The sequence below is a fragment of the Neorhizobium sp. T25_13 genome, assembly GCF_002968675.1.
GTDB lineage: Bacteria > Pseudomonadota > Alphaproteobacteria > Rhizobiales > Rhizobiaceae > Neorhizobium > Neorhizobium tomejilense.
On the sequence record NZ_PVBI01000006.1, the window covers coordinates 47,575 to 70,404 of the forward strand.

The following is a 22,830-nucleotide window of genomic DNA, read 5'->3' on the forward strand; positions in this document are numbered from 1 at the left end:
TTGATAAATGCCAGATTTCGCCCTTGACGCCGGCCCGCAGGGGAATACTAAGAAACATCCCCCGCCGACGGCCGTTTGACCGCCGAACATCCATCCCCAGCGTGTTCGCCGCGCGGCGTTCCCAGGTGAATCCATGACCAATCCAAGCTCCAACCGGGCGCTCGTCATTGCGGCCGTCATGGCAAGCATGGCGATGATCGCAATCGAGGCGACCATCGTTTCGACGGCCATGCCGCAGATCGCCGCCCAGCTCGGTCAGCTGAACCTCTATAGCTGGGTGTTCTCCTCCTTCCTGCTGGCGCAGACCGCTATGACCGTGGTGTTCGGCAAGCTTTCCGATATCTATGGCCGCAAGCCGATCATCCTGTTCGGCACGGCGATTTTCCTGATCGCCTCGGTGCTCGCCGGTTTTGCCTGGTCGATGCCGTCGATGATCGCCTTCCGGCTGTTGCAGGGCATCGGTGCCGGCGCGATCCAGCCGGTCATCATGACTGTCGTCGGCGATCTGTATCCGGGGGCCGAACGTGGCAAGGTCCAGGGATATCTCGCCAGCGTCTGGGCGCTTTCTGCCGTCGTCGGGCCGCTTCTCGGCAGCATCATCGTCCACAGCCTGCCCTGGGCCTGGGTGTTCTGGATCAACGTGCCGATCGGCATCATGTCGGCGGTCGGCTTCATTATCTACCTGCACGAAGAAAAACAGACCCGGACGGCATCGATCGACTTTCTGGGAGCGGGCCTCTTCGCGGTTGCCATTTCGGCGCTGATGATCGCACTCACCGAAACCGAAGGAACTTCCGCCTACCTGTTCGTCTCGCTGGCGATCTTCCTCGTCAGCTTCGTGCTGTTCATCTGGCAGGAGCGGCGCGCATCGGCTCCGATGGTTTCCCTGGAACTCTGGCTGAAGCGGCCGATCGCTTTTGCCAATACGGCGGTCTTTCTCTCCAGCATGGCGATCATGGGGCTGACGACCTTCCTGCCCATGTACGTGCAGACGGTGCTCAACCGATCTCCGCTGGTGGCCGGTTTCACGCTGACGATGCTGCTGGTTGGCTGGCCGAGCGGCGGGACGTTCGCCTCGCGGATGTTCCCGCGCTTCGGGCTGCGGCCGCTGATGATCGCCGGCAGCGTCTTCGTTCCGGTGGGGGCGTTTCTCCTGGTTCTGCTGACGCCGGAAAGCTCACCCGTCCAGGCCGGCGCCGGTTCGCTGCTGATGGGCTTCGGCATGGGCCTGCTCAATATCTCCGGCCTGGTGATCATCCAGGACAATGTCGGCTGGTCCGAACGCGGCAGCGCGACGGCCTCAAACGTCTTTTCCCGCAATCTCGGCAGCACGCTCGGCGCAGCACTTCTCGGCGCCGTCCTGACCTACGGGCTTGCCAATTCCGTCGCGGGGCCGATCACGTCCGATCAGTTGCGTGATCTGCTGCAGGGCGTCGGCGGCGGACTTGCGGCCGATTCGCCCATCAGGTCTGCGCTCCAGCAGGCGCTGCACATGACCTTCATCGCGATGTTCCTGATCACCGCCCTCATCATCGTCGCCTGCCTCTGCGTGCCTGGCGTGACGAAGCGTACCGAGGCCGTGCAGGAAAGCTGAGGCTTTCGAGACGCCGCTATCGCCAGACGGGCGGCGATAGCGGAATTGTATCCCTTAAGCCTCAGTTGCCGATGCCGGCCTGCGCGACCAGCACCGGCTTGTCGCGGTAATCGCTCGGGAACAGCTTCTTGAGGTTCTCGATCTTCGGCAGGTCGTTATAGACGATATAGGGATAGGTCGGGTTCTGGGTCAGGAAATCCTGATGGTAGGCTTCCGCCGGATAGAAGGCCTTGCCGGGCTCGATGGTCGTGGCAATCGGCGCGTGGAAGACCTTGGCCTTGTCGAGCTGGCCGATATAGGCCTTGGCGACGCGGGACTGTTCCTCGCTGATCGGGAAGACGGTCGAGCGGTACTGGGTGCCGGTATCCGGCCCCTGGCGGTTGAGCTGGGTCGGGTCATGGGCGACCGAGAAATAGATCTGCAGCAGATGCCCGTAGGTGACCTTCTTCGGATCGAATGTCACGCGAACCGCTTCCGCATGGCCGGTCTTGCCGTAACCGACCGTCTCGTAGACGGCGGTTTCCTTGGCGCCGCCGGCATAACCGGAGACGGCGTTCTTGACGCCCTCCACATGCTGGAACACGCCCTGGACGCCCCAGAAGCAGCCGCCGGCGAAGATGGCGGTTTCGGTTGCGGCCGTGCTCGCCGCCTGGTCGATCGCGGGGGCGGGGATGGCAATTCCCTCCTCGGCCGTGGCGCTGCTGGTCGCGCCAAACGTAAGGCCGGCCAGAACCAGCGCGGTGCCGGCAAAGGCGGTGAGGGTATAGGGTGTTTTCGCTCTGTTTTTCATGGCGGTCTCCTCAACCGAAGTGAATGAAGGATAGGGCGGCGGATCAGGCCGATACCGGACGGAATTTCAAGGCTGCGCCGTTCATGCAGTAGCGCAGGCCGGTCGGCTTCGGTCCGTCGTCGAAGACATGGCCGAGATGGCCGCCGCAACGGGCGCAGTGAACGGCGACGCGGACCATGCCAAGCGTCGTGTCGCGCACCGTGCCGACGGCGCCCTTGAGCGGCGCCCAGAAGCTCGGCCAGCCGGTGCCGCTTTCGTATTTCGTTTCCGACGAGAAAAGCGCCTGGTCACAGCCGACGCAGGCGAACGTGCCTTTGCGGTGCTCGTTGAGGAGCGCGCTGCTGCCGGGATATTCGGTACCTTCCTTGCGCAGGATATTGTACTGCTCCGGCGTCAGCAGCTTGCGCCATTCGTCTTCGGTATGGCTGACGGGGAAAGTGCCGGCGGTCGCGGGCGCCGGACGGATGCCTGCTGCAAGCTGCGCAGTTGCGAGCGCCAGCACGCCGCCGGCCAGGAATATGCGTCTGTTCATCATGGTGGAGCCTCCCGGATCCATAATCTGCTTCCTGCATGATTACGGAAGAGGCGCGTGATCGGTTACACACATCGACGCGAAACACCGAAACGTGATCTCACGTCGAAGCCGGGTTCCCGACCCGGAGGCCGGGAACCTTCACGGATACGGCATCAGCGCGCCGGCCATTTCCAGTTCTGAATTTCCGGCATGTCCTCGCCATGTTCGCGGACATAACGGGTATGTTCGCCAAGCTTGCCCTTCAGCATGTCGATCACGCCGGCCGCCTTTTCCTTCAGTCCGGGGACGCGCTCGATCGCCTCGATGGCGAGGTGGAACCGGTCGAGTTCGTTCAGCACCGTCATGTCGAAGGGTGTCGTCGTCGTGCCCTCCTCGATGAAGCCGCGCACATGGATGTTCTGGTGGTTGGTGCGTTTGTAGGTCAGCCGGTGGATGAGGTAGGGATAGCCGTGATAGGCGAAGATCACCGGCCGGTCGACGGTGAACAGCCGGTCGAATTCCTCGTCGGGCAGGCCGTGCGGATGCTGGTCCTGGGACTGCAGGGCGAGCAGGTCGACGACGTTGACGACGCGGATCCTCAAGTCGGGGATCGCTTCACGCAGCAGGGAAACTGCGGCAAGCGTCTCCAGGGTCGGCACGTCGCCGGCGCAGGCCATCACCACGTCCGGCTCGAGCGTGCCGCTCTCGTTGCTTGCCCACTCCCAGATCCCGATACCGGCCTCGCAATGCCGGGTCGCCTCGTCCATCGTCAGCCATTGCGGCTCGGGCTGTTTGCCGGCGACGATGACGTTGACACGGTCCCAGGTCTTCAGGCAGTGGTCGCCGATCCAGAGCAACGTATTGGCATCCGGCGGCAGGTAGATGCGCACGATATCCGCCTTCTTGTTGGCGACGAGGTCCACGAAGCCGGGGTCCTGGTGGGAGAAGCCGTTATGATCCTGCCGCCAGACATGTGAGGTCAGCAGGTAGTTGAGCGAGGAAACGGGCTTGCGCCACGCCAGCTCGCGCGACACTTTCAGCCACTTTGCATGCTGGTTGAACATCGAGTCGACGATGTGGATGAACGCCTCGTAGCATGAGAAGAAACCGTGGCGGCCGGTCAGCAGATAACCTTCCAGCCAGCCCTGGCAGAGATGCTCGGAAAGCACCTCCATCACCCGGCCGTCGCGCGACAGGTGCACGTCATAAGGCTCGATCCGTTCCATCCAGACACGGCCGGTGACCTCGAAGACCTTGCCGAGCCGGTTCGATTCCGTTTCGTCAGGGCCGAAGATCCTGAAGTTGGAATTAGCGTCGTTGAGCTTCAGCACGTCGCGCAGGTATCTGCCGAGTATCTCCGTCGTCTGGACCATTTCGGTGCCCGGCGCCTTCACCGGCACCGCATAGTCGCGGATGTCGGGCACGACGAGTTCCTTGCGCAGGAGGCCGCCATTGGCTTGCGGGTTGGCACCCATGCGGCGTTCGCCTCCGGGCGAGAGCGCGCGCAACTCCTCCTTCAGCCGGCCATTGCCGTCGAAGAGGTCTTCCGGATCGTAGCTTCGCATCCAGTCCTCGAGGATCTTGCGGTGGCCGTCGTTCTCGCGGCAGCCGGAGACCGGCACCTGGTGGGCACGCCAGAAACCTTCGACCATCTTGCCGTCGACTTCCTTCGGCCCTGTCCAGCCTTTCGGGCTGCGCAGCACGATCATCGGCCAGCGCGGGCAGGCTTCGGGCGCCTTGCCGGCGCGGGCGGCCGTCTGGATCGCTCGGATACGATCGAAAACCTCGTCCAGCACGGCGGCCATCTGCCGGTGCATCTTTTCGGGCTCGTGGCCTTCGACGAAGAAGGGTTCATATCCATAACCGCGGAAAAGATGGTCGAGGTCCTCGTCGGCCACCCGCGCGAGCAGCGTCGGATTGGCGATCTTGTAGCCGTTGAGATGCAGGATCGGCAGCACGACTCCGTCTCGGGCGGGGTTCAGGAACTTGTTCGAATGCCAGCTGGCGGCAAGCGGACCGGTCTCGGCCTCGCCGTCGCCGACGACGCAGGCGACCACCAGGTCCGGATTGTCGAAGGCCGCTCCGAAGGCGTGCACCAGCGCATAGCCGAGTTCGCCGCCTTCATGGATGGAGCCCGGCGTTTCGGGTGCCGCGTGGCTCGGAATGCCGCCCGGAAACGAGAACTGCCGGAACAGTTTTCGCATGCCGGCCGTGTCCTCACTGATCTCCGGATAGATCTCGCTATAGGTGCCTTCGAGATAGGTGCTGGCGACCATGCCCGGACCGCCGTGGCCGGGACCGCAGACATAGATCATGCTGAGATCGCGGTTGCCGATGATCCGGTTGAGATGCGCGTAGATGAAGTTGAGCCCGGGCGTCGTGCCCCAATGACCGAGCAAGCGCGGCTTGATATGCTCCGGCTTCAGCGGCTCCCTCAAGAGCGGGTTGTCGAGCAGATAGATCTGCCCGACGGAGAGATAGTTTGCCGCTCGCCAGTAGCGGTCGATCAGCGCCAGTTCCTCCGCCGTCGCCTCATGGTTTTCCGGCTCGATGGTCTTGAGTTGCATCTCATTCTCCTTCGATAGGTCGACCACATCTACCGCGGGCTTCCACCCGGGCTCATGACATGGATCAAGGCTGCGCATTGAGGACGGCGAGGCATTCCTCGGCGATCATCCGTTCCTCGTCGGTCGAGATGACATGAACCGCGACGCGGGCTGCGGGCGTGCTGATCTTCAGGGCGTTGCTACCGTTGGCCGCCGCATCCAGTTCGACGCCGAGCCAGAGCAGGCGGTCGGCGATGCGCTTCCTTACCTCCGGCTGATTCTCGCCTATGCCGGCGGTGAAGACCAGCGCATCGAGACCACCTAGCGTCGAGGCAAGTCTCCCGACCTCGCCGGCGATCCGGAGCGCGAAGAGGTCGATCGCCTCCTGGGCTTGGCTGCCGCCGTCCCCGATCAGTTCGCGGGTATCGCCGCTGATGCCCGAGACGCCGAGGAGGCCGGATTTGTGGTAGAGCATGTCCTCCACCTCCTCGAGCGATTTTCCGAGCGGACCCAGGAAATGCAAGAGCACGCCGGGATCGAGCCAGCCCGGCCTCGTCGCCATCGGAATGCCGTCGAGCGTCGAGAACCCCATGCTCGAATCGCGGCTCTCTCCGTTCTCGATGGCGCAGAGGCTGGCGCCGCTGCCGAGGTGGGCGATGACGATTTTGCCGTCGGCGATATCAGGCGCCGTCCTGGCAAGTGCGCCGGCCACGTACCGGTAGGAAAGCCCGTGGAAGCCGTACCGTTTGATGCCCTGGTCGTGATAGGCGCGCGGAATGGCGAGACGCCGCACGAGATCCGCTTGGGTGGCATGGAAGGTGGTGTCGAAGGAGCCTGTCTGGAAAAGCGCCGGCCGCAGGTGCCTGACCGCCCTGATCATCCGCAGCGCCTGCGGCTGGTGAAGCGGCGCCAGCTCCGTCAAAGACTGGACCTTGGCGATCGTCTCGGCCGTCAGTTCCACCGGCCCACCGAAGACGTCACCGCCATGCACGATCCGGTGGCCGGCGGACGTGACGGCGTCGAGATCGAAATGTTTGCCGAGTTCCCGGAACACCTCGTCCATCAACTCGGCGAGATCGTCGCCAGCCTCGCCCCCCAGTGGCAGATCGAACTGCTCCGGACCTTCCTTCAGATGCAGCGTCAGCGGATAGGTTCCGAAATCGACGACTGCCTTGCCGATCCGTTCCGGCCTGTCGTCGACCACCTCAAAGATGCCGATCTTCACCGTCGAAGAGCCGGCGTTGAACGTCAGGAGAAGGTTGTCCGTCATGGAGGCGTCCTTGCTTCAAGTCGTTTCGCTGCAGTGAACCTCGCAAGAGCGGCCGACGCCTTGGCCGGGACTGCGCGGCTTGTCAGTATGATAGGAACCCCGGCGCCGAGGACCAGTCCCGCAGCGTCGGTACGGGCGAAATAAATGAGCGTCCGCATTGAAATCGCTTGGCGGATGATGGCCTCGCAACGGCCGTGATGTCTGAGCATGATGTCCACGGGATCGACCTGTTCCTCTCGCAGGGAGCGCATGAGGGCGCCTACGATCTGTGTCGCCCGGAACGGCGTCGCTTTCCTTGACGCAGCTCAATGTGCCGACGCAGCGAGCAGCGAACTGTCGAACCGGTGCCGTTCAATATAAGGTGCAGCAGATGATGACAGACGATCAGAGCGCGACGGCAGTCTTTCTGACCAAGCCGGCATCTTATGGGCTAGCTGTCCCCGTCGAGCGCATGGAGACGCATATCTCCATGATTTTCCTCGTCGGCGATCGGGTCTACAAGCTGAAGAAGGCGCTGAAACTGCCTTATGTCGACTTCTCCACGGCCGCGATCCGCGAGGATGCCTGCCGCAAGGAGGTCGCGCTGAACAGCGAGACCGCACCCGGTCTCTATATCGGCGTGCGGCGTATCACCCGCTCGGACGCCGGCGCTTTGGAGTTCGACGGCAACGGTTCGCTCGTCGATGCCGTCGTCGAGATGAGCCGGTTCGAGCAGGGCCAGCTCTTCGACCAGATGGCGGCTACGGGCCGGCTGACGCCGGAGCTGATGACACAGACCGCCCGGATGATCGCATTTTACCACCGCCGGGCGCCGGTTGTCTCAAAGGGAGGCGGGGCGGCCAATATCGAAGCCGTTCTCGATATCAACGATGCCGGATTTGCCACCAGCCGTGTCTTCGGTCCGGCGGAACTGGCCAAGTTTAGCGAGAGCTTTCGGTCCCGACTCCTGCAGCACGGCGAACTTCTGGACCGGCGGGCGCTGGCGGGCAAGGTTCGCCGCTGCCACGGTGATCTTCATTTGCGCAATATCTGCCTGCTGGACGGCAAGCCATGCCTGTTCGACTGCATCGAATTCAATCTCGGGATCGCCACCGTCGACGTCCTCTACGACCTCGCCTTCCTGCTGATGGATCTCTGGCATCGCGGTTTTCCCGACCTCGCCAATCTGGCGATGAACCGGTACTTGGATGAAACCGATGACGAGGACGGGTTCTGCCTCCTGCCGTTCCTGATGGCGATCAGGGCGGCGGTCCGCGCGCATGTGACGGCGACGCAGGCAGAAGAGCCTGGGCAGGATGTCGCCGGGCTGGCGCAGGAGGCAAGGTCCTATTTCGATCTCGCCCATGCTCTCCTGAAGGAGGTGCCGCCGCGCCTGATCGCGATCGGCGGCCTCAGCGGTTCCGGCAAGACGACGGTCGCGGATCGCTTGGCCGCGAAGGTAGGCGCCCCTCCAGGCGCCAGGATCGTCGAAAGCGACCGAATCCGCAAAGCCTTGCATGGTGTCTCGGCCGAGACGAGGCTTCCGGTTTCCGCCTATCAACCCGATGTATCGGAAAAGGTCTATCGCGAGATGGCGAGGCATGCGGAGCTGATCCTTGCCCACGGCGGATCGGTCGCTACCGATGCTGTCTTCGACGATCCCGCCAACCGGCGCCTCATCGAGGATGTGGCCACGAGGACCGGGGCAGGCTTCCGGGGTGTCTGGCTCGAGGCTGATCCGGAACTGCTCTGGCAGCGGGTTCGGGAGCGGGCAGGCGGCCCGTCTGATGCCACCACGGACGTGCTCTCCCGCCAATTGGCCCGCAAGCCCACCGATATAACCTGGCGGGAACTCGATGCATCGAAAACGTCCGAGGCGATCTCCACCGCGATCCTTCGGGCTTGAGAACCCGATGGTCTTCATTGACCCGGCGCAAGCGAAGACAGATGGGCTCCGCCCGCGCCTGTTGACGCGCGTCAATGTCGCTGGCGGTGACGACGCTAAAACTTGAGGTCTTGGGGAGCCGGCCCGACCTGACTTCACGGGCCTTGTGGCGGAGAGAGGATATGGAGACAGATTACGACGTGGGTGTCCTGGACGCGGCAGATGTCTACCGCGCTTTCGCGGTCGTCCAGCTTGTGATGTCAGGTCTGGATCTGCAGACGTGGGAACGGCTGACCGCATCGGCCTCGTTGCGTCGCGATTGGCTGGCCGTTACCGACGCGCAGGGATATGTCCGCGGCCTTTGCCACGTCTTTGCCCGCGAGCATCCGGTTTACGGTCGCCAGCTCGAAATACCAGTTTTTGCATCCATTGGCCTCGTCGATGAGCTGCGTGTCGCGAAACGCCTTTTCGAATTCGCCAAACTGCGCGCAAAACTGGACGGGTGCGAAAAGGTCCATTTCTGGTCCTCCGCATCGAAGGATTGTTACAGCCTCGATACACTCCGGGAGGCAGGCCCCTGGGACGATGGATTGATCTATGATCTGGGCACCGATCGCGGCACCGTTCACTGACGTGGCTTGTGGTTAAGGGTGCAATAGGCGCACCCGGATCAGCCGAGGTCGGCCGCCGTCAGCGTATAGGTAGTGCCCCGACTAGGACGATAAGCCTTCATTGCGGCATCCTGGATACTGGATCGGGCTGCATCGAAAGCCCTCAAGTAATCGGCCTCGGACATGCCTGTCGCAGTGTTATGGGCGAGTGCCTTGGCTTCCACGAAAAACCTGACCTCGAACATGCCGTCATAGCCCAGGAAACGAACGACCTTGCGCGCTTCGTCGAAACTGCGGCTTCTGTTCGGAAATATCAGGGTCATGACGGTTTCAGTTCGAGATGGAAGGCATTTCTTTTGGAAACGGCATTCCGGGGTTTCTGATGATGCGTATTGCCGTGTCAGAACAGATCGCGAAGCAGGATGTAGAGAATGAATGCCATGGATATCCCCGGCACGGCCATGCGGAACAGGCTGCCGTAGCCTGCCCGATGTAATTGCGGGCCTGTCTGGGAAGAAGGTTGGATTCGCCTGATGGAAGACATGTCGTCCTCCTCGTTGGGGCCAGGGCTCACGCCCTTGATCGCAGCGCCCGGTTCTGAATCTGCTACCTACGCTCAATATGGGTCGAACGCGGACAAATACAAGGGGAGGTCTCTCCGCTCCTCAAGAGTTGAGAGATCCGGCGCAGCCGCATTTCATGCGATCCGGCTGCCTGCTGTTGGGCGGCGTAGCGTTGTCGGCTACTTGTTCTTCAGAAGCCAGATCTTGCCGGCCATGGTGATGCCATGCGCGGATTCCTCCGCCGGAACGTCCTCGTTGAGGGTGCGCAGAAGGCCGTATTCCCGCAGTTCGTTCAAGGTCGTGGTGGTCAGGAACTTGATCTTCTGGGGCCGTTCCTTGAACCGGTCGTTCCGCGCATAGGTCACGACCGCATTCAGATGGGTCCATTTCTTGGCTTCCTGCGGAAACAGGTCACCGTCCTTGGCGAGCTTCAGGCCCCTGATCTGGGTCGGCGTCAGCTCGACGGTCAGCGCGTGCGCCGCAGGCGTCGGGGTGGCGGCTGTTTTGGTGTTCTCGGTCGTGTTCAATGTTCGGTCCTTGATCGGTACGGAGGTAGTCTTTGTGCATTCGCTGCGCAGGCGGAGGTCTCAGCCTGGCAGATTGCATCGGTTAAGAAGTCTTTCTCGCCTTGGCGGCGTCGCGAAACGACAGGAGCCGTTTGCTCTTTTCGTCCCAAAGCACGAGCTTGACGCATTGGATGCTCTGCCAAAGCGTTATGCGGCCGATGCCGGCAAGCTCGGGATGATCGCGCAGCACCTCGGGCAGCCGGTAATAGGGGATCCGGCTCGACAGGTGATGGACGTGGTGGATGCCGATATTGCCGGTCAGCCAGCGCAGCGCCAGCGGCAGGTCGTAGTGGGACGCGCCGTGAAGGGCGGCCTCCGGAAATTGCCATTCCTCGGTCTTCGACCAATGGGTTTCCTCGAACTGATGCTGGACGTAGAAGAGCCAGACGCCGGCGGCCCCTGCGATCAGCACGATCGGCAGATGGACCAGCAGGAAGGGCACGATCCCGATCGCCCATATCATCAGTGCCGCCAGAATGGCGACCGCGAGATTGGTCGCCATCGTCGAAATCCAGGGCAGGGAGCCCGATTTCATCATTCCGAACGGCAGGCGCTGCTTGAAGAGGAAAAGCCAGGCGGGTCCGATGCCGAACATCACCAGCGGGTGGCGATAAAGCCGGTAGGCAAGCCGGCGTGACCAGGGCAGAGCCTGATATTCGTCGATCGTCAGCGTGGTGATGTCGCCGACGCCGCGCTCATCGAGGTTGCCGGCCGAGGCGTGATGGGCGGCATGCGCCCGGCGCCAGTAATCGTAGGGCGTCAGGGTCAGCACCCCGAGCACTCGTCCGGTCCAGTTGTCGAGGCGCCGGCGCGCGAAGAACGAGCCGTGGCCGCAGTCATGCTGGATCATGAACAGCCGCAAAAGAAAGGCCGCGGCCGGAAGGACGAGGATCAGCCCGATCGGGTAGCCGAGGAATACGGAAACATAAGCTGCAGCCGAGAAGGCTGCAAACGGCAGTACCGTGACGAGCAGCTCGAAGGTGCTGCGTCCGAAACGGGGCTGCCGGTATTTCGAAAGAATCTTGAGCCAGGCGCCGATATCGTCTTCGGCAACGGGCGCAATCGCATGGGCTGTGGCGTTCATGGATATCGATCCACCTTTTTGGCCTCGGCATGCGGCGCGCCCGAAGCGGGATGTGCCTGCACGTCTTCAGGCACATGCCTCAAATATCAGCCCTGACGGGCCTTGCGTGCAGCGTAACGACGATCGCGCTCCGCCTTGCGGGCGGCTTCATCGGCGATGACCCGGGCAACCCGGTCGTTGGTTTCCGCTTGCCGGGCCTCGGCCTCGGCCTTTTCATCGGCTTCCGCAGCGGCGGCCAATGCGGCCGCTTCCTGGAGCTGGCGCTCGTTCTCGGCAGCCTTCTGGGCCTCGCGCTCGGCGCGGCGGGCTTCCCTCGCGGCCGCAATGGCTTCGCGCTCGGCGCGACGTTCCTGCACGGCAGGATCCGTCGGCTTAGGGGCGGTCGCAAACTTTGCCAAAAGCTCGCGCTTAGCATCCGCTGCGGTTTTGCGGCGCTCGGCAAAGCTGTTGTCGTTCGGGTGTCTCAATGTATCGTCCTTGTCAGATTTGAACTTGTCAGATTTGAAATCTTGTGGCCGAGGCCAATATCGCGCCTAACGGGAGGCCATGCAGATATTCGCGTCAGCCAGATGCCTCAACGGAAAAAGGCCAGACATACGCCTGGCCTTCACATATCTTTGCCGCCATGCCAGTACGTCCGTGGTCATGGGAGGCTAAAGTTTTAGGCAGCCTGGAGCTGGCCTGCGGACATCTTGCCCGACTTGCGGTCACGCTCGAGTTCAAAGCCAAGCTTCTGGCCTTCAACGATCGAGCTCATGCCAGCGCGTTCGACAGCAGAGATGTGAACGAAGACGTCGGCGCTGCCGTCGTCAGGCTGAATGAAGCCGAAGCCCTTGGTGGCATTGAACCATTTAACTGTGCCAGTGGCCATAACGAACCCTTTCATAGCAACATTAATAAACCGCCGGGCGACGCACGGCGGGTGTTTCGACTTTTGAGAGGGAAAGTTCGTCAAGAAGCGCAAAGCGCAGCAAAAACAAAGATCGGCAAACAAAGTATCGATGTCCTCTATCTACCGTATCGGGATTGAAGTGTCAACTTTTTGTTTTGAAATTCGCGAAATACGCAACCATGAGTAGCTTTTCTGGCGGGCGAACGAATATCAGCGGTACCCGCATCAAGGTCTCGCGGGTCAGCGGTCCGACAGCTTGAAATCTAGGCGGAGGCCGGTATTTCTTCGGTTGTCACTTCGAATGAAGAGAGGATTGCCGGGCCGAAGGCGGTTGAAAGCGCCACGTCCGTGGCATCCCGCCCCGTCGCCATCAGGATGCGCCCGATGCGCGGTTTGTTATGGCGGGCGTCGACCGTATTCCAGCGACCGCCGAGATAGACCTGGAACCAGGCGCTGAAATCCATCGGATTGACATCCACCGGGACGCCGATATCTCCGAGATAGCCGGTGCAGTAACGCGCCGGGATGTTCATGCAGCGGCAAAGCGTGATGGCGAGATGCGCGAAATCGCGGCAGACGCCGGTGCGATCGGTAAATCCTCCGAAAGCTGTCCGAAGCGGATCGGCGTTCTGATAGTTGAAGGTGATGTGATTGTGGGCAAAGTCGAGGATCGCCTGCACCCGCGGCCAGCCGAGAGGGGTCGAGGAGAATGTCTTCCAGGCGAAATCCGCCAGGCGGTCGGTGTCGCAGTAGCGGCTGCCGAGCAGGAAGACCAGCACGTCGTCCGGCAGGTCCTTGATCTCGTGCTGGAAGGCATTCTGCGGCACGGGATCGGGCATGCCGTCGTCGTAGATTTCGAATTCCGTCGAGATCGTCGTCAGCCCCGCCGGCGCGACGATCCGGCTGCAGGCGTTTCCGAAGCTGTCGAGATAGCTCCAGGCCTCGATCGGCCGGTCGAAGCTCAGTACCTGATCGCTCAAAAGGTCCGCCCGACGCGAGGGATGGATATTGAGAACCAGCAGCATCGCGGTATCGTGCTGGCATTCATACCCTATGCGAAACCCTGCGCGTATCTTCATGGTCGTATCCCTATGGAAAAACTCTCGCCGGAATGGCAGTTCAGCGGCAACGCCCGAATAATCCGGGTGTTCCGGTCACCCATGCAGTTTCACGCTGTGGTCATCGGTCGTCACGTTAACCTGCACGGACATGCTGTCGAAATCGGTCTCGTCGCCATCGTAACTTCCCGATAGCGGGACCGCCTGCCGCGGATCGCGCGCGACACCCACGCGGATCAGGTCGCGATTGCCGACGATACCGTTGGTGGGATCGAATTCCACCCAGCCGGCGCCGGGAAGATAGACCTGGCACCAGGCGTGGGTCGATCCGCCGCCGAGCGTTATCGATCCGTCGCGGTCGGGCACGTAGATATAGCCGGTGACGAAACGTGCCGCCAATCCGAGCGACCGCGCCGCCTCCATCATCAGCAGTGCGAAATCGCGGCAGGTGCCGCGGCGCAGCTGCAGGGTTTCGAGCGGTGGCTGCGTGCCGTGTTCGGAGCGCCGGGCGTAGATGAAACCCTCGTGCAGCGCAAAACACATGGTCATCAGCAGGTGGCCGGTTTCGGTCGGGTGGCCGACCTTGATGAATTGCTGTGCCCATTTGCCGACCCGGTCTTCTGGATCGGGATAGTGGCGCTGGATCGTCCGCTCCAGATCAAAGACTTCTTCGGGGTCGTATGCGAAAGGATAGGTGAGGGCCTCTTCGTCGATCTGGAAGTCCATCGCCGCCTGAGGTGTGTGGTCGAGACGGATGATCGTTTCGAATCGCAGTTCGGATGAGGGTTTGGATATGCCGACGAGCGCGACGCAATTGCCGAAGACATCGTGGATCCACCGGACATAATCCGGTTTTGGAAAAACGTTGAGCTGGGAACTCAGCAAAGTCTGGTCAAAACTGTCCCGCGGCCTGAACATCAGCCTGTGTTCGCCGAACTCTACCGGCCTCGTATACCGGTAGGAGGTGACATGCCGGACGGAAAATATCGTCATCCAATCACCGCAAAAGCATTGAGGGCGGGATGCGCTGGCGCGGGGCGCGCCTTATCCAACCCTGCATAGATCACCGCTATAGCAGGCGCCATGCGACGGCGACAGGAAAAACCGGCCGCAGTCGGTAAAATACGATAGCCCCGAACGCGGCATCGGAACGCCGGATCGGCGCTGCCTCACTGGTCCCGGCGCTGCAGCGGATAATCGCCGGCGTCATAGAGCCTCTGTATCTGGGTACTGTCGAAACGGGCTTCTTCGACCTCGAGAATGGACCCGCGCAAAAGGGATGCAGGCATCACCTCGATTGCGAAGCGCAGAGCCTCGGCCACGGTGTCGAACCTCTTGTAGCCAAGCCTGCTCGTTCTCTTCCAGTTCTTGCACGGGTAGAGCCCCGCGCCGGCGTTGTAGTTGAAGGCGGCCATGGTGGTGTCCTTGTGGTCGAGGATAGGTGCGAGGGGATGGTCCGAGCGAGCGGCCTCGTCGGAGGTCCCGTGTCAGGCCGGCTGCAATTGCGACGCGCGCCTCTGGAGGCGTTCCTGCTTTTGGGCGAGCTTGAGTTCGCGGCTTCTCAGGGCCTGCCTATGGCGGAATTCCTGGAGCTTGGCGGCGTTGGAGCCCTCTTCTGCATCGGGTTTGCGAAACAGATTCTGGGCGGCATTGCGGACGGTATCGATCATTGATGTAACCTTAAAGGGTAGACTGCGGGACGTGACGACGGCCAACGCAAGAATTCTCCAGCCGACAGGGCGGAGTTCGACGTTCGCAAAATCAAGGGTGTCGCCAAGCAACCGGCAGGGCCGGAAGGATCAGGTAGCCGAAAAGGCTGAAAACGTGAATCATATATGGCGATATAATGCGACACTTTCAAGACTTGTCTCAAATACGGATAGGCGGCGCTTGCCATCGGCGGAAATGAGGCCCATCGTGGCTGGTCGGCTGCAACTGGCAAGGGCGCAGCCGCCTGAGGGACCCGAGCCCTAGCCCCGACGAAAAAGGAGGGGCGCGATGTCTTCACGATCCTCGCATCCGAATTTCCAGCTCTATTTCCAGAAAATGCTGACCAACAGCCAGGCGGACCAAGCCGCGGAAGGCTGCCCGGATGCCCCGACCCTGCATGCGATCTTCCGGGATATGCTGATCCAGGGGCCGCCGCTGACAGGTTCGGAGATTTGGCTTGATGGCATCCGCGCCACCCGCGTTTCGAAAAAGCGCCCCGGGTCCAACTAGATCGGTTTCGGCCTTCTCGGAAAAGACAGTCCGGCATGCGTCGCCGGAAAATCCAGGCGATGCGATCTTTACACGATCAAGGATAAAGTCTGCGTCAGAGGCGCCGTGGTGCGGCGCCTCCTGCTCGAAATATTATTTCGGCTTCTTGCCCAAGGTAAGGCCGCTGCCGGCGAGCTTGACCTGTGCGCCTGCGGGCGCGGCGGTTGCTGCGGCGGCCTTGTCTTTTTTCGGTTTGCGAGTTTCGCGATTACTTCGTACCTGGCCTTTAGCCATTTTGTCCTCCTTGGGCGGCGTCGAATGTCGAGAGTGAAATCATGTTCGGCGACAGGCATGCTAGGCGTGAAATGACGGATTTGCAAAACCTGCCTTTGCCAGCCGAAGCATCAAAGCTGCGGTAGCGCGGTATCTCTGTGTTTGCTCAACGAAGCCGATATTGCGGCCCCAAAGCTCTTTTCGGGATGATCGCCAAAACGGGCAAGCATGAGGGCAGCCCCCGTTGTGCCGACCCGGCCGGCGACAAGCATGTCGCTTGGCTGCGTATGCTCACCGAATTGATGAAGTTCGATATTTTCCCGGTATCCGGGACCGCTGACGCGGACCAGATTGCGGGAGGTGGACTGAGAGAATTCGGAAGACATGACGTCCTCCTTTCATTGGGGCCAGGGCGTGAGAATCCTGAAGCAGCAGTGCCCTTTATATCGCTGCTGAAGCTGCCATCATGCGCCGGACTTGCGCCAAACGCAATGTGCGGGTTGTGAGAAATGCCTTGCTCAAGACATAGTTGACCGGTAGTGGTAACCATCGAAATTGGTTGTCGAGCTTCGTTTTCACGCCTTTTGCGTTCGAGCTGATCTTTCCCTTCAAAATCGATCTCTTTTGTCGCCGGCATCTTGCCGGACGGCGACCTGTGTTCGATCGGAAGGATCATCTTCATGAGCAGCGGAATCGTAAAATTTTTCAATACCTCCAAGGGTTTCGGCTTTATCCAGCCCGCCGACGGGTCGACGGACGTGTTCGTCCACATCTCGGCCGTCGAGCGCTCGGGAATGACCTACCTGGCTGAAGGCCAGAAGGTGAGTTTCGATGTCGTGCGGGACAACCGCACCGGCAAGAATGCAGCTGAAAATCTGCAGATCGCTTAAAGCCAAAGCGAACTTCGGGCTCCGGTCACGGATGTACTGGCGCGGGACCGTAAGCGGTCGCGAGGCACAGTTCCTCTCGGCCTTTTGTTATTGAATAATGAAAGAACTTCCATGAAAAAGACAGATGCAGAACAGCAGGTAAAGCGTGCCCAGCGCCAGGTGATCAACACCAGCGGCGGCGGCCATCTCGGCGGCACCAACCACGGTCAGGGCTACGACGCCAAGACCTCTTCCGCCAAGGGCAAGGCCGACAAGGGCCGCAAGCCCGGCGGCAAGAGCTAACGATCCGATGATGCGGGCCGAGGGGTACTTCGGCCCGTTCCCGCGGATCTGTCCCTTCCGGGCAAGCCCGCGTCTTCCAATTCCATGCCAGCGATTGCACCGTCGGCGCGCGGAATTTGGATCACTTGCGCTTGGGAGCGACCGGCCCTTTCTCCGGTTTCTGGGGATGGCCCGGTGCGATGGGATCGCTTGCCGGAAAAGTCTCTTCAAGCGACTCTTCCAGGTAGTCGTCCTGCTCCTTGGCGATATCCTTGGCAGACGTTCCGGGCGAAGGCGCCTCTTTTCTCGTTCCCATTTTCGATCTCCCTGGTTGGTCGAACCGGATGATCCTACTCCCGTTTCTTCGAAGGCAGAAGGAACGATTGCCTTCTCATGGCTGCTGCGTTTCGGCTACACAAAGGCCTTCCCCATGACGACGGGCTCCATTTTCGATTCCAACTGATCGGCGGACGGCTCCAGCAGTTTCGAATTATCCGCTCCGATTGACGAAGATCATGGCTCGGGCCGGTGCCGATCCTAGACTTTCCTCCATAGGGCCGATCAAGGCCTCGTGCAGAGGAGACAGACAATGTCGTTCAAGACAGTGCTCGCAATGATCGGCAATATGGAACCTGCCGCCGATCTCGCCCGTGCCATGGAGATCGCGACCGAACTCGAGGCGCATCTTTCCGTGATGGTCATCGGCCTCGCGGTTCCGGCAACCATGGGAGATTTTCCGGCCGGCACCGTATGGCTCGACCAGCGGGACCAGGACCTGAGATTGCTCGACGGTATCCAGAAACAGACAGCCGGCGCCTGCGAGGCGAATGGCCTTTCGTTCGACGTCGACGTCGTCTATGCGGATGGCGGTTTCGTCAGTGAGGAAATCCATCGCCGCGCACTTTATGCCGATGTGCTGGTGATCGGAGACGGCGTGCGCGCCGACACCATACTCACAAGGCGGATCGTGGATGGTGGCGTATTCGAAGCGCGGCGTCCCCTCCTGCTGGCTCCGAAGGGCCGCAGGACAACGCTGAAACCGCATCGGATCCTGCTCGCCTGGAATTCCCGCACCGAGGCCGCTCAGGCCGCGCGCGAGGCTCTTGATATGATGACCTGGGCGGAAGAAGTGCATGTGGTGCTCGTGGATCCGGACACCTCCTATTGGGTCAGCGGCGGCGAACCCGGCGCCGACGTTGCCGCCTATCTCGCCCGCCACGGGATCAATGTCGTCGTCGAGCAGCTGCTGAGCGGCGACCGGCTGGTGGAGGACGTGCTCGAAAGACATGCGCTGGAAATCAACGCCGACCTCATCGTCATGGGCGCCTACGGGCATTCGCGGCTGCGAGAGCGGATTTTCGGCGGGGTGACCGCTTCGATCCTGGAGGAAAACAGGTTCCCGGTGCTGATCGCCCGGTAAAATCTGGAAGATCCGGCAAATCCTGACCTGCCTCCTGTCAGTCCGCGGGAGGCGGGTTTTTGTGCGCGTATACTGCAGCGACAGGGTAGGGACGGTATTGGTCCCGGACGCAAGACCCACCCCACGGGACTGAACCAGAAGGGCGGGTCAGATCGCATTTCCTGCTGCCCTATCGAGCGGATTGCATCGGCGGCGTTCGGATCACGACGCCGCCGATGTCGGCAATGCTTGCGGCCAGGATACGTACCGCTTCCTCCGCATCGGAGGCGAGCTTGCCAATGATCTCCACGACCGAATTACGCACCCTGACTTCGACCTTGTCCTTGCCCAGCCCCAGTTCGGTCTGGAGCCGCGTGGCGACGGCCAGCTGCAGCGCATCGTCGCCACGTGCGATCACGTCAGGCATGCCGATGTCGAGCTTGAGGACATCGCGGCGGCTGATGATCCCGACGAGCATGCCATTGTCGAGGACAGGGATCCGCTTGACGGAATGGAGGCGCATCAGTGCGACGATCTCGGCGACGCTGGCTTCCGGCGCCACGCTGACGATCTTGCGGCTCATGCAGTCCTCGACCTTCAACCCGTGCGTCTTGACGTAGTTTTTGAAGAATGCGGGATCGCCGGCGTCCGGAGCGGCCTTCGGCGAGAGGTTGAATTCGTGGCGCTTCAGAATATCTCCTTCGGTAAGCATTCCGCACAATGCCCCACCGTCGTCGATCACGGGCAGGCCGCTGATGTCGTTGTCGATCATCATGCGGATCGCGTGTCTGAGGCTGGCTCCGGGGCTGATGTGAACCACCCTGGTCGTCATCAAATCTTTGGCAAGCATCCTGTGCTCCTGTGGTTGCGATCATCCGTCGCTTGCCCTGAGCTTCCCGCATCGTACCCGCGCCGACCTTGACCTAGCGCAATCCGAGCGCGGGCGGCCTTCAGGCCGGGTTCGTTCTACGGAGGCGCCATTTGTCCAGTTCGGTGACGACCAGGATCGAGGAGGCGGCAAGCATCATCAACGCCCACTCGGCAAACGAGATCGGCGCGAGATTGAGGGTTTCGCGGAACCAAGGGATATACATTGCCGAAATATGGATGGCCTGGGCCGCGATGACAGTCAGGATCAGCAGCGGGTTGCCGAAAAAATTCAGTGAAAAGATCGATCGGCGCTCCGAGCGGCTGGTGAAGGTCTGGACGTTTTCGAACAGCACGAAAAGCAGCAGCAGCAGGTTGCGCGCCTGCGAAATCTCGTAGCCCTGATAGAGCAGATAGGAGAAGATCGCGAAACCGCCGCCGCCGATGACCAGCGTCGACTGGACGATCCGTCGGATCATCAACCGGTCGAAGATCGGCTCCTTCGGGCGGCGCGGCGGTCGTGCCAGTTCATCCCCTTCAGGTTTCTCGCCGGCAAGCGCGACATCCTGGATGCCGTTGGTGACGAGATTGAGCCAGAGCAGCTGCACCGGAAGCAGCGGCATGGGCAGCCCGAGCGGGATTGCCAGCAGGAAAAGCAGCATTTCCGCCGCACCCGTCGCGGTGAGCATGAGGATCACCTTGCGGATATTCGAATAGGCGGTGCGGCCTTCGCGGATGCCGCTGACGATGGACGCGAAATTGTCGTCGGTGACGACGATATCGGCGCTTTCCTTGGCGACTTCCGTTCCCTTGCGGCCCATCGCCACCCCCACATGGGCGTGTTTGAGCGCGGAGGCGTCGTTTATGCCGTCGCCGGTGACGGCCACGAAGTGGCCGTTGCGGGCGAGCGACAGCACGATCGCGAGCTTCTGCGCCGGTGCCACCCGGGCATAGATCCGCGCCCGCCCGGTCAGCTCGTCGAGCGCATCTGGACCGGATTCCTCGGCCTTGCCGACATCGGCACCGCTGGTGATCTGATCGGGCAGGAACCGCAACCCGGCCTCCGCGGCGATGGCGGCAGCGGTCTTAGGGTCGTCGCCGGTCACCATCACCACCGTCACACCGGCCGAGTAACAGTCCTGGATCGCTTGCGGAACTTCCGGGCGGATCGGATCCTGCATGCCGGCAAGGCCGAGAAACACCAGGTCGACTAGGTGATGGTAACCGAAGGTCTCCTCCGAGCCGCTGCGGATTTCCCCTTCCGCGAACGCGAGCACCCGGAGGCCGCGCTCTGCCATCTCCTCCTTTTGTCGGAGAAGCGTCTCGCGATCGATCGGCACGACGCCGTTGCCGCCGTCCATCCGGTCCGCCATGTCGATCAGGGTTTCCGCCGCCCCCTTGACGAAGATGCGTACCCGCCCGCCCCGGCGATGGAAGGAGGCGGCATATTTGAGGTCCGGCTCATAGGGAATGCGCGCGATCAGCGGGTAATCGTCCTTCATCGCCTCCTGCTCGAGCCCGGCCTTGCGGGCTGCAGCCAGGAGAGCGATATCGACCGTATCGCCGACACCTTTCCAGCCGTCCGCCTGGCGGGTGAGACCACCCTCATTGGGCAGAACGGCCGCCTTCAGCAGTCTCCCGGCACGATCACGCGCCTCCGCGGCGCTGAGGTTCGACCCGCGGATCTCGCAGGTATCGAGATCCATGCCGGCATCGAGCATGAGTTCGCTGCCGTCGGGAAGACGGATATCGGTGACGGTGAGTTCGTTGAGGGTCAGCGTTCCGGTCTTGTCGGTGGCGATCATCGTGCAGGAACCGAGCGACTCGACCGCCGGCATGCGGCGGACGATGACGTTACGTTTGGCCATGCGGCGCATGCTGATCGCCAGCGCGATCGAGATCGCGATCGGCAGGCCCTCCGGGATGGCGCTGACCGCAAGTCCGACCGACATCATGAACAGGTCGTCCCAGGCAAGCCCGCGAAACAGGCCAACGGCAACGAGGACGGCGGAAGCGAGCCCGACGCTCCAGGCGATGATATTCGAAAAATGCTTGAGCCGGATCAGCAGCGGCGGCTGGGAGGCCGACGCCTTGCCGATCTCGGCGGCGATCCTGCCGATTTCGGTCGAAAGACCGGTCGCGACCACCAGACCGGCACCCCGCCCGCGCGTGACGAGGCTGCCCGCAAATACAAGGCCGGATTTTTTGTTTTCGGGCGGTGCACCGACGATGGTCACCATCTTGCGCGCCGGCGCGGATTCGCCAGTCAGAAGCGACTCGTCGCAGAGCAGGTCGTTGGCCTCGAAAAGTTCGATATCGGCCGGGATGCGACCGCCCGCCTCGATCCGCACGAGATCGCCCGGAACCAGCAGGCGCGCCTCGATCTCCTGCGCGATCCCGTCGCGGACGACCGTCGCAAACGGTTGTTCGAGATTGCGCAAAGCCGCCGCCGCACGGCCGGCGGAATATTCCTGGATGCCGCCGATCACGCCGTTCAACACCAGTACGATGCCGATGAACACGGCATCTTCCGCCTCGCTGACCAGAAGCGACACTGCTGCCGCGATCAGCAGGATATAGATCAGCGGGCTGCGGAATTGCGCAAGGAAGATCAGGAACAGGGACGAGGCCCTGGGCTCGGGAAGGCGGTTCAGGCCAAACCGCGCCAGACGCTCCGCCGCTTCCGTGGTGCTCAGCCCTTCAGAAGCCGCATCGTTCTCTTCGCGCTCGGATTGGACGAGGACTGAATTTGCAGGCATCGGCGCTCCAGATCAAACTGCGCCCTTGTCGGGAAACGGGAGGCGCTCGATCGAGAAGGATAACCGCCGGTGTTTGCCGGCCATTGATATCCGTCAACGTGGGTGTCCTGGTCGCTGCATCACAGCTGAATTATCTGCTCCATGTTGTTCCCGGAGAATCTGTCGGCCTGGGTCAAATGGAATCGGCGGCGTAGTATCGCGACGCCGCCGAAGCAGTCGCGGGTTTACCTGTCGGTGCTCGCGGTCTTGGAGCCGGCGGTGCCACCATTGTCACTACCGGCGTTGGTCCCGTCGTTCGTTCCTTGGTTCTTTTCCTGTCCCCAGCCGTTGTTGCCTTTGGAGGTTTCAGGCGGCGGTTCACACTCGCCGGCTCCGCACGCATAACTCGCCGAGAAACCCGTCCCGGCAAGGACCATCCCCGCGCTTAGAGTGATAATCTGCAGCAACTTCGTCGACATCACAGCATTCCTCCTTTGCTTGAGACATGACTTTCGTGACGATGAACCGATCACTCCGCCATGTCATGCCAGCACATCGAAGGATGGGCGAAAGGCGTAGCCGATCCAAAGTGGCTAAACATCGAAAAGTATTTGCCGGCCGATCACCGGATAAGGTGATGGAATCTGCTATCGATCGGACAGATTTTCCTGTGCTAAGACGGTAGGGAAAGAGGGAAGCGCCACTCCCATTCAACCGGTACCTTCAATAAGATGAGGGACATGTTGCCGTTTCATTTTTCCGCCTGCCCTACTTCGCTAAAGCGGGATGGCTTCCTAGCCGCGCGGTCAACAAGCGTCAGGATATCCCGACAATCATCCTGCCACTGATCT

General features: G+C 61.6%; 27 protein-coding genes. 7 read left to right on the forward strand and 20 right to left on the reverse strand.

Going from position 1 to position 22,830, the window contains the following annotated elements; genetic code table 11:
- Positions 1-133 precede the first annotated feature (133 nt).
- Positions 134-1,594 carry an MDR family MFS transporter gene (locus C5J22_RS15370; protein WP_105438928.1) on the forward strand — a complete coding sequence of 487 codons (1,461 nt, stop codon included), beginning with the start codon at positions 134-136 and terminating at the stop codon, positions 1,592-1,594.
- Positions 1,595-1,655: 61 nt separating this feature from the next.
- Here the strand turns inward: C5J22_RS15370 and msrA are convergent, their stop codons facing one another.
- The 4 genes from msrA to C5J22_RS15390 all read right to left on the reverse strand — a co-directional run bounded on the left by msrA (position 1,656) and on the right by C5J22_RS15390 (position 6,714).
- Entirely contained in the window at positions 1,656-2,384 is a 729-nt protein-coding gene (gene msrA, locus C5J22_RS15375; protein WP_105438929.1) for a peptide-methionine (S)-S-oxide reductase MsrA, read from the reverse strand.
- A 43-nt stretch (positions 2,385-2,427) separates the two neighbouring features.
- On the reverse strand, positions 2,428-2,919 hold the full coding sequence (msrB, locus tag C5J22_RS15380; protein WP_105439192.1) for a peptide-methionine (R)-S-oxide reductase MsrB: 492 nt from the start codon (positions 2,917-2,919) through the stop codon (positions 2,428-2,430).
- A 152-nt stretch (positions 2,920-3,071) separates the two neighbouring features.
- The gene (locus tag C5J22_RS15385) at positions 3,072-5,465 is read right to left on the reverse strand and encodes a phosphoketolase (RefSeq protein ID WP_105438930.1); all 2,394 of its coding nucleotides are present in this window, start codon (positions 5,463-5,465) and stop codon (positions 3,072-3,074) included.
- A 64-nt stretch (positions 5,466-5,529) separates the two neighbouring features.
- Complete coding sequence (locus tag C5J22_RS15390) at positions 5,530-6,714, reverse strand: acetate/propionate family kinase (protein WP_105438931.1); 1,185 nt, start codon at positions 6,712-6,714, stop codon at positions 5,530-5,532.
- Between the two features lie 370 nt (positions 6,715-7,084).
- Between C5J22_RS15390 and C5J22_RS15400 the strand changes: the two genes are divergently transcribed.
- A complete protein-coding gene (locus C5J22_RS15400) occupies positions 7,085-8,599 on the forward strand; it encodes a bifunctional aminoglycoside phosphotransferase/ATP-binding protein (protein ID WP_105438932.1) in 1,515 nt (504 codons plus the stop codon).
- A gap of 74 nt (positions 8,600-8,673) precedes the next feature.
- Positions 8,674-9,210, forward strand: a complete 537-nt coding sequence (locus C5J22_RS15405) for a hypothetical protein (RefSeq protein WP_172746640.1) — start codon at positions 8,674-8,676, stop codon at positions 9,208-9,210.
- Positions 9,211-9,248: 38 nt separating this feature from the next.
- On the opposite strand, the gene C5J22_RS15410 is transcribed toward C5J22_RS15405, so the two are convergent.
- From C5J22_RS15410 to C5J22_RS15450, 10 genes are all read right to left on the reverse strand, one after another.
- Positions 9,249-9,512, reverse strand: coding sequence for a DUF1488 domain-containing protein (locus C5J22_RS15410; protein WP_105402132.1), 264 nt, complete (start codon positions 9,510-9,512; stop codon positions 9,249-9,251).
- Between the two features lie 77 nt (positions 9,513-9,589).
- On the reverse strand, positions 9,590-9,733 hold the full coding sequence (locus tag C5J22_RS31195; RefSeq protein WP_172723969.1) for a hypothetical protein: 144 nt from the start codon (positions 9,731-9,733) through the stop codon (positions 9,590-9,592).
- A gap of 198 nt (positions 9,734-9,931) precedes the next feature.
- Positions 9,932-10,222, reverse strand: coding sequence for a hypothetical protein (locus tag C5J22_RS15415; protein ID WP_105402205.1), 291 nt, complete (start codon positions 10,220-10,222; stop codon positions 9,932-9,934).
- Positions 10,223-10,361: 139 nt separating this feature from the next.
- A complete protein-coding gene (locus C5J22_RS15420) occupies positions 10,362-11,402 on the reverse strand; it encodes a fatty acid desaturase (protein WP_105402131.1) in 1,041 nt (346 codons plus the stop codon).
- A gap of 86 nt (positions 11,403-11,488) precedes the next feature.
- Positions 11,489-11,869 carry a DUF6481 family protein gene (locus tag C5J22_RS15425; protein WP_105402130.1) on the reverse strand — a complete coding sequence of 127 codons (381 nt, stop codon included), beginning with the start codon at positions 11,867-11,869 and terminating at the stop codon, positions 11,489-11,491.
- 194 nt (positions 11,870-12,063) lie between these two features.
- Positions 12,064-12,273, reverse strand: a complete 210-nt coding sequence (locus C5J22_RS15430; protein WP_037085395.1) for a cold-shock protein — start codon at positions 12,271-12,273, stop codon at positions 12,064-12,066.
- Positions 12,274-12,557: 284 nt separating this feature from the next.
- Positions 12,558-13,373 carry a transglutaminase family protein gene (locus tag C5J22_RS15435; protein WP_105402129.1) on the reverse strand — a complete coding sequence of 272 codons (816 nt, stop codon included), beginning with the start codon at positions 13,371-13,373 and terminating at the stop codon, positions 12,558-12,560.
- 75 nt (positions 13,374-13,448) lie between these two features.
- A complete protein-coding gene (locus C5J22_RS15440) occupies positions 13,449-14,345 on the reverse strand; it encodes a transglutaminase family protein (protein WP_105438934.1) in 897 nt (298 codons plus the stop codon).
- A gap of 176 nt (positions 14,346-14,521) precedes the next feature.
- Positions 14,522-14,767 (reverse strand): hypothetical protein, encoded by a 246-nt coding sequence (locus tag C5J22_RS15445; protein WP_046603327.1) that lies wholly within the window; start codon positions 14,765-14,767, stop codon positions 14,522-14,524.
- A 72-nt stretch (positions 14,768-14,839) separates the two neighbouring features.
- Positions 14,840-15,022, reverse strand: coding sequence for a hypothetical protein (locus C5J22_RS15450; protein ID WP_105402128.1), 183 nt, complete (start codon positions 15,020-15,022; stop codon positions 14,840-14,842).
- Positions 15,023-15,350: 328 nt separating this feature from the next.
- On the opposite strand from C5J22_RS15450, the gene C5J22_RS15455 reads away from it, so the two are divergent.
- Positions 15,351-15,572, forward strand: a complete 222-nt coding sequence (locus C5J22_RS15455; RefSeq protein ID WP_105438935.1) for a hypothetical protein — start codon at positions 15,351-15,353, stop codon at positions 15,570-15,572.
- 132 nt (positions 15,573-15,704) lie between these two features.
- Here C5J22_RS15455 and C5J22_RS31200 read toward each other — a convergent pair whose 3' ends face one another.
- Positions 15,705-15,845, reverse strand: a complete 141-nt coding sequence (locus C5J22_RS31200; protein ID WP_172716950.1) for a hypothetical protein — start codon at positions 15,843-15,845, stop codon at positions 15,705-15,707.
- 110 nt (positions 15,846-15,955) lie between these two features.
- Positions 15,956-16,210 carry a hypothetical protein gene (locus tag C5J22_RS15460; protein WP_105438936.1) on the reverse strand — a complete coding sequence of 85 codons (255 nt, stop codon included), beginning with the start codon at positions 16,208-16,210 and terminating at the stop codon, positions 15,956-15,958.
- A 294-nt stretch (positions 16,211-16,504) separates the two neighbouring features.
- Between C5J22_RS15460 and C5J22_RS15465 the strand changes: the two genes are divergently transcribed.
- Positions 16,505-16,714 (forward strand): cold-shock protein, encoded by a 210-nt coding sequence (locus tag C5J22_RS15465; protein WP_038548738.1) that lies wholly within the window; start codon positions 16,505-16,507, stop codon positions 16,712-16,714.
- A gap of 111 nt (positions 16,715-16,825) precedes the next feature.
- Positions 16,826-16,996, forward strand: coding sequence for a hypothetical protein (locus C5J22_RS31205; protein ID WP_172723970.1), 171 nt, complete (start codon positions 16,826-16,828; stop codon positions 16,994-16,996).
- A gap of 121 nt (positions 16,997-17,117) precedes the next feature.
- On the opposite strand, the gene C5J22_RS31210 is transcribed toward C5J22_RS31205, so the two are convergent.
- Positions 17,118-17,291 carry a hypothetical protein gene (locus C5J22_RS31210; RefSeq protein WP_172723971.1) on the reverse strand — a complete coding sequence of 58 codons (174 nt, stop codon included), beginning with the start codon at positions 17,289-17,291 and terminating at the stop codon, positions 17,118-17,120.
- A 273-nt stretch (positions 17,292-17,564) separates the two neighbouring features.
- Between C5J22_RS31210 and C5J22_RS15470 the strand changes: the two genes are divergently transcribed.
- Positions 17,565-18,395 (forward strand): universal stress protein, encoded by an 831-nt coding sequence (locus tag C5J22_RS15470; RefSeq protein WP_105438937.1) that lies wholly within the window; start codon positions 17,565-17,567, stop codon positions 18,393-18,395.
- A gap of 169 nt (positions 18,396-18,564) precedes the next feature.
- Here the strand turns inward: C5J22_RS15470 and C5J22_RS15475 are convergent, their stop codons facing one another.
- From C5J22_RS15475 to C5J22_RS15485, 3 genes are all read right to left on the reverse strand, one after another.
- The gene (locus tag C5J22_RS15475; RefSeq protein WP_105438938.1) at positions 18,565-19,224 is read right to left on the reverse strand and encodes a CBS domain-containing protein; all 660 of its coding nucleotides are present in this window, start codon (positions 19,222-19,224) and stop codon (positions 18,565-18,567) included.
- 100 nt (positions 19,225-19,324) lie between these two features.
- Positions 19,325-22,000 (reverse strand): HAD-IC family P-type ATPase, encoded by a 2,676-nt coding sequence (locus C5J22_RS15480; RefSeq protein ID WP_105438939.1) that lies wholly within the window; start codon positions 21,998-22,000, stop codon positions 19,325-19,327.
- 224 nt (positions 22,001-22,224) lie between these two features.
- Complete coding sequence (locus tag C5J22_RS15485; protein ID WP_105438940.1) at positions 22,225-22,458, reverse strand: hypothetical protein; 234 nt, start codon at positions 22,456-22,458, stop codon at positions 22,225-22,227.
- Positions 22,459-22,830: the final 372 nt, after the last annotated feature.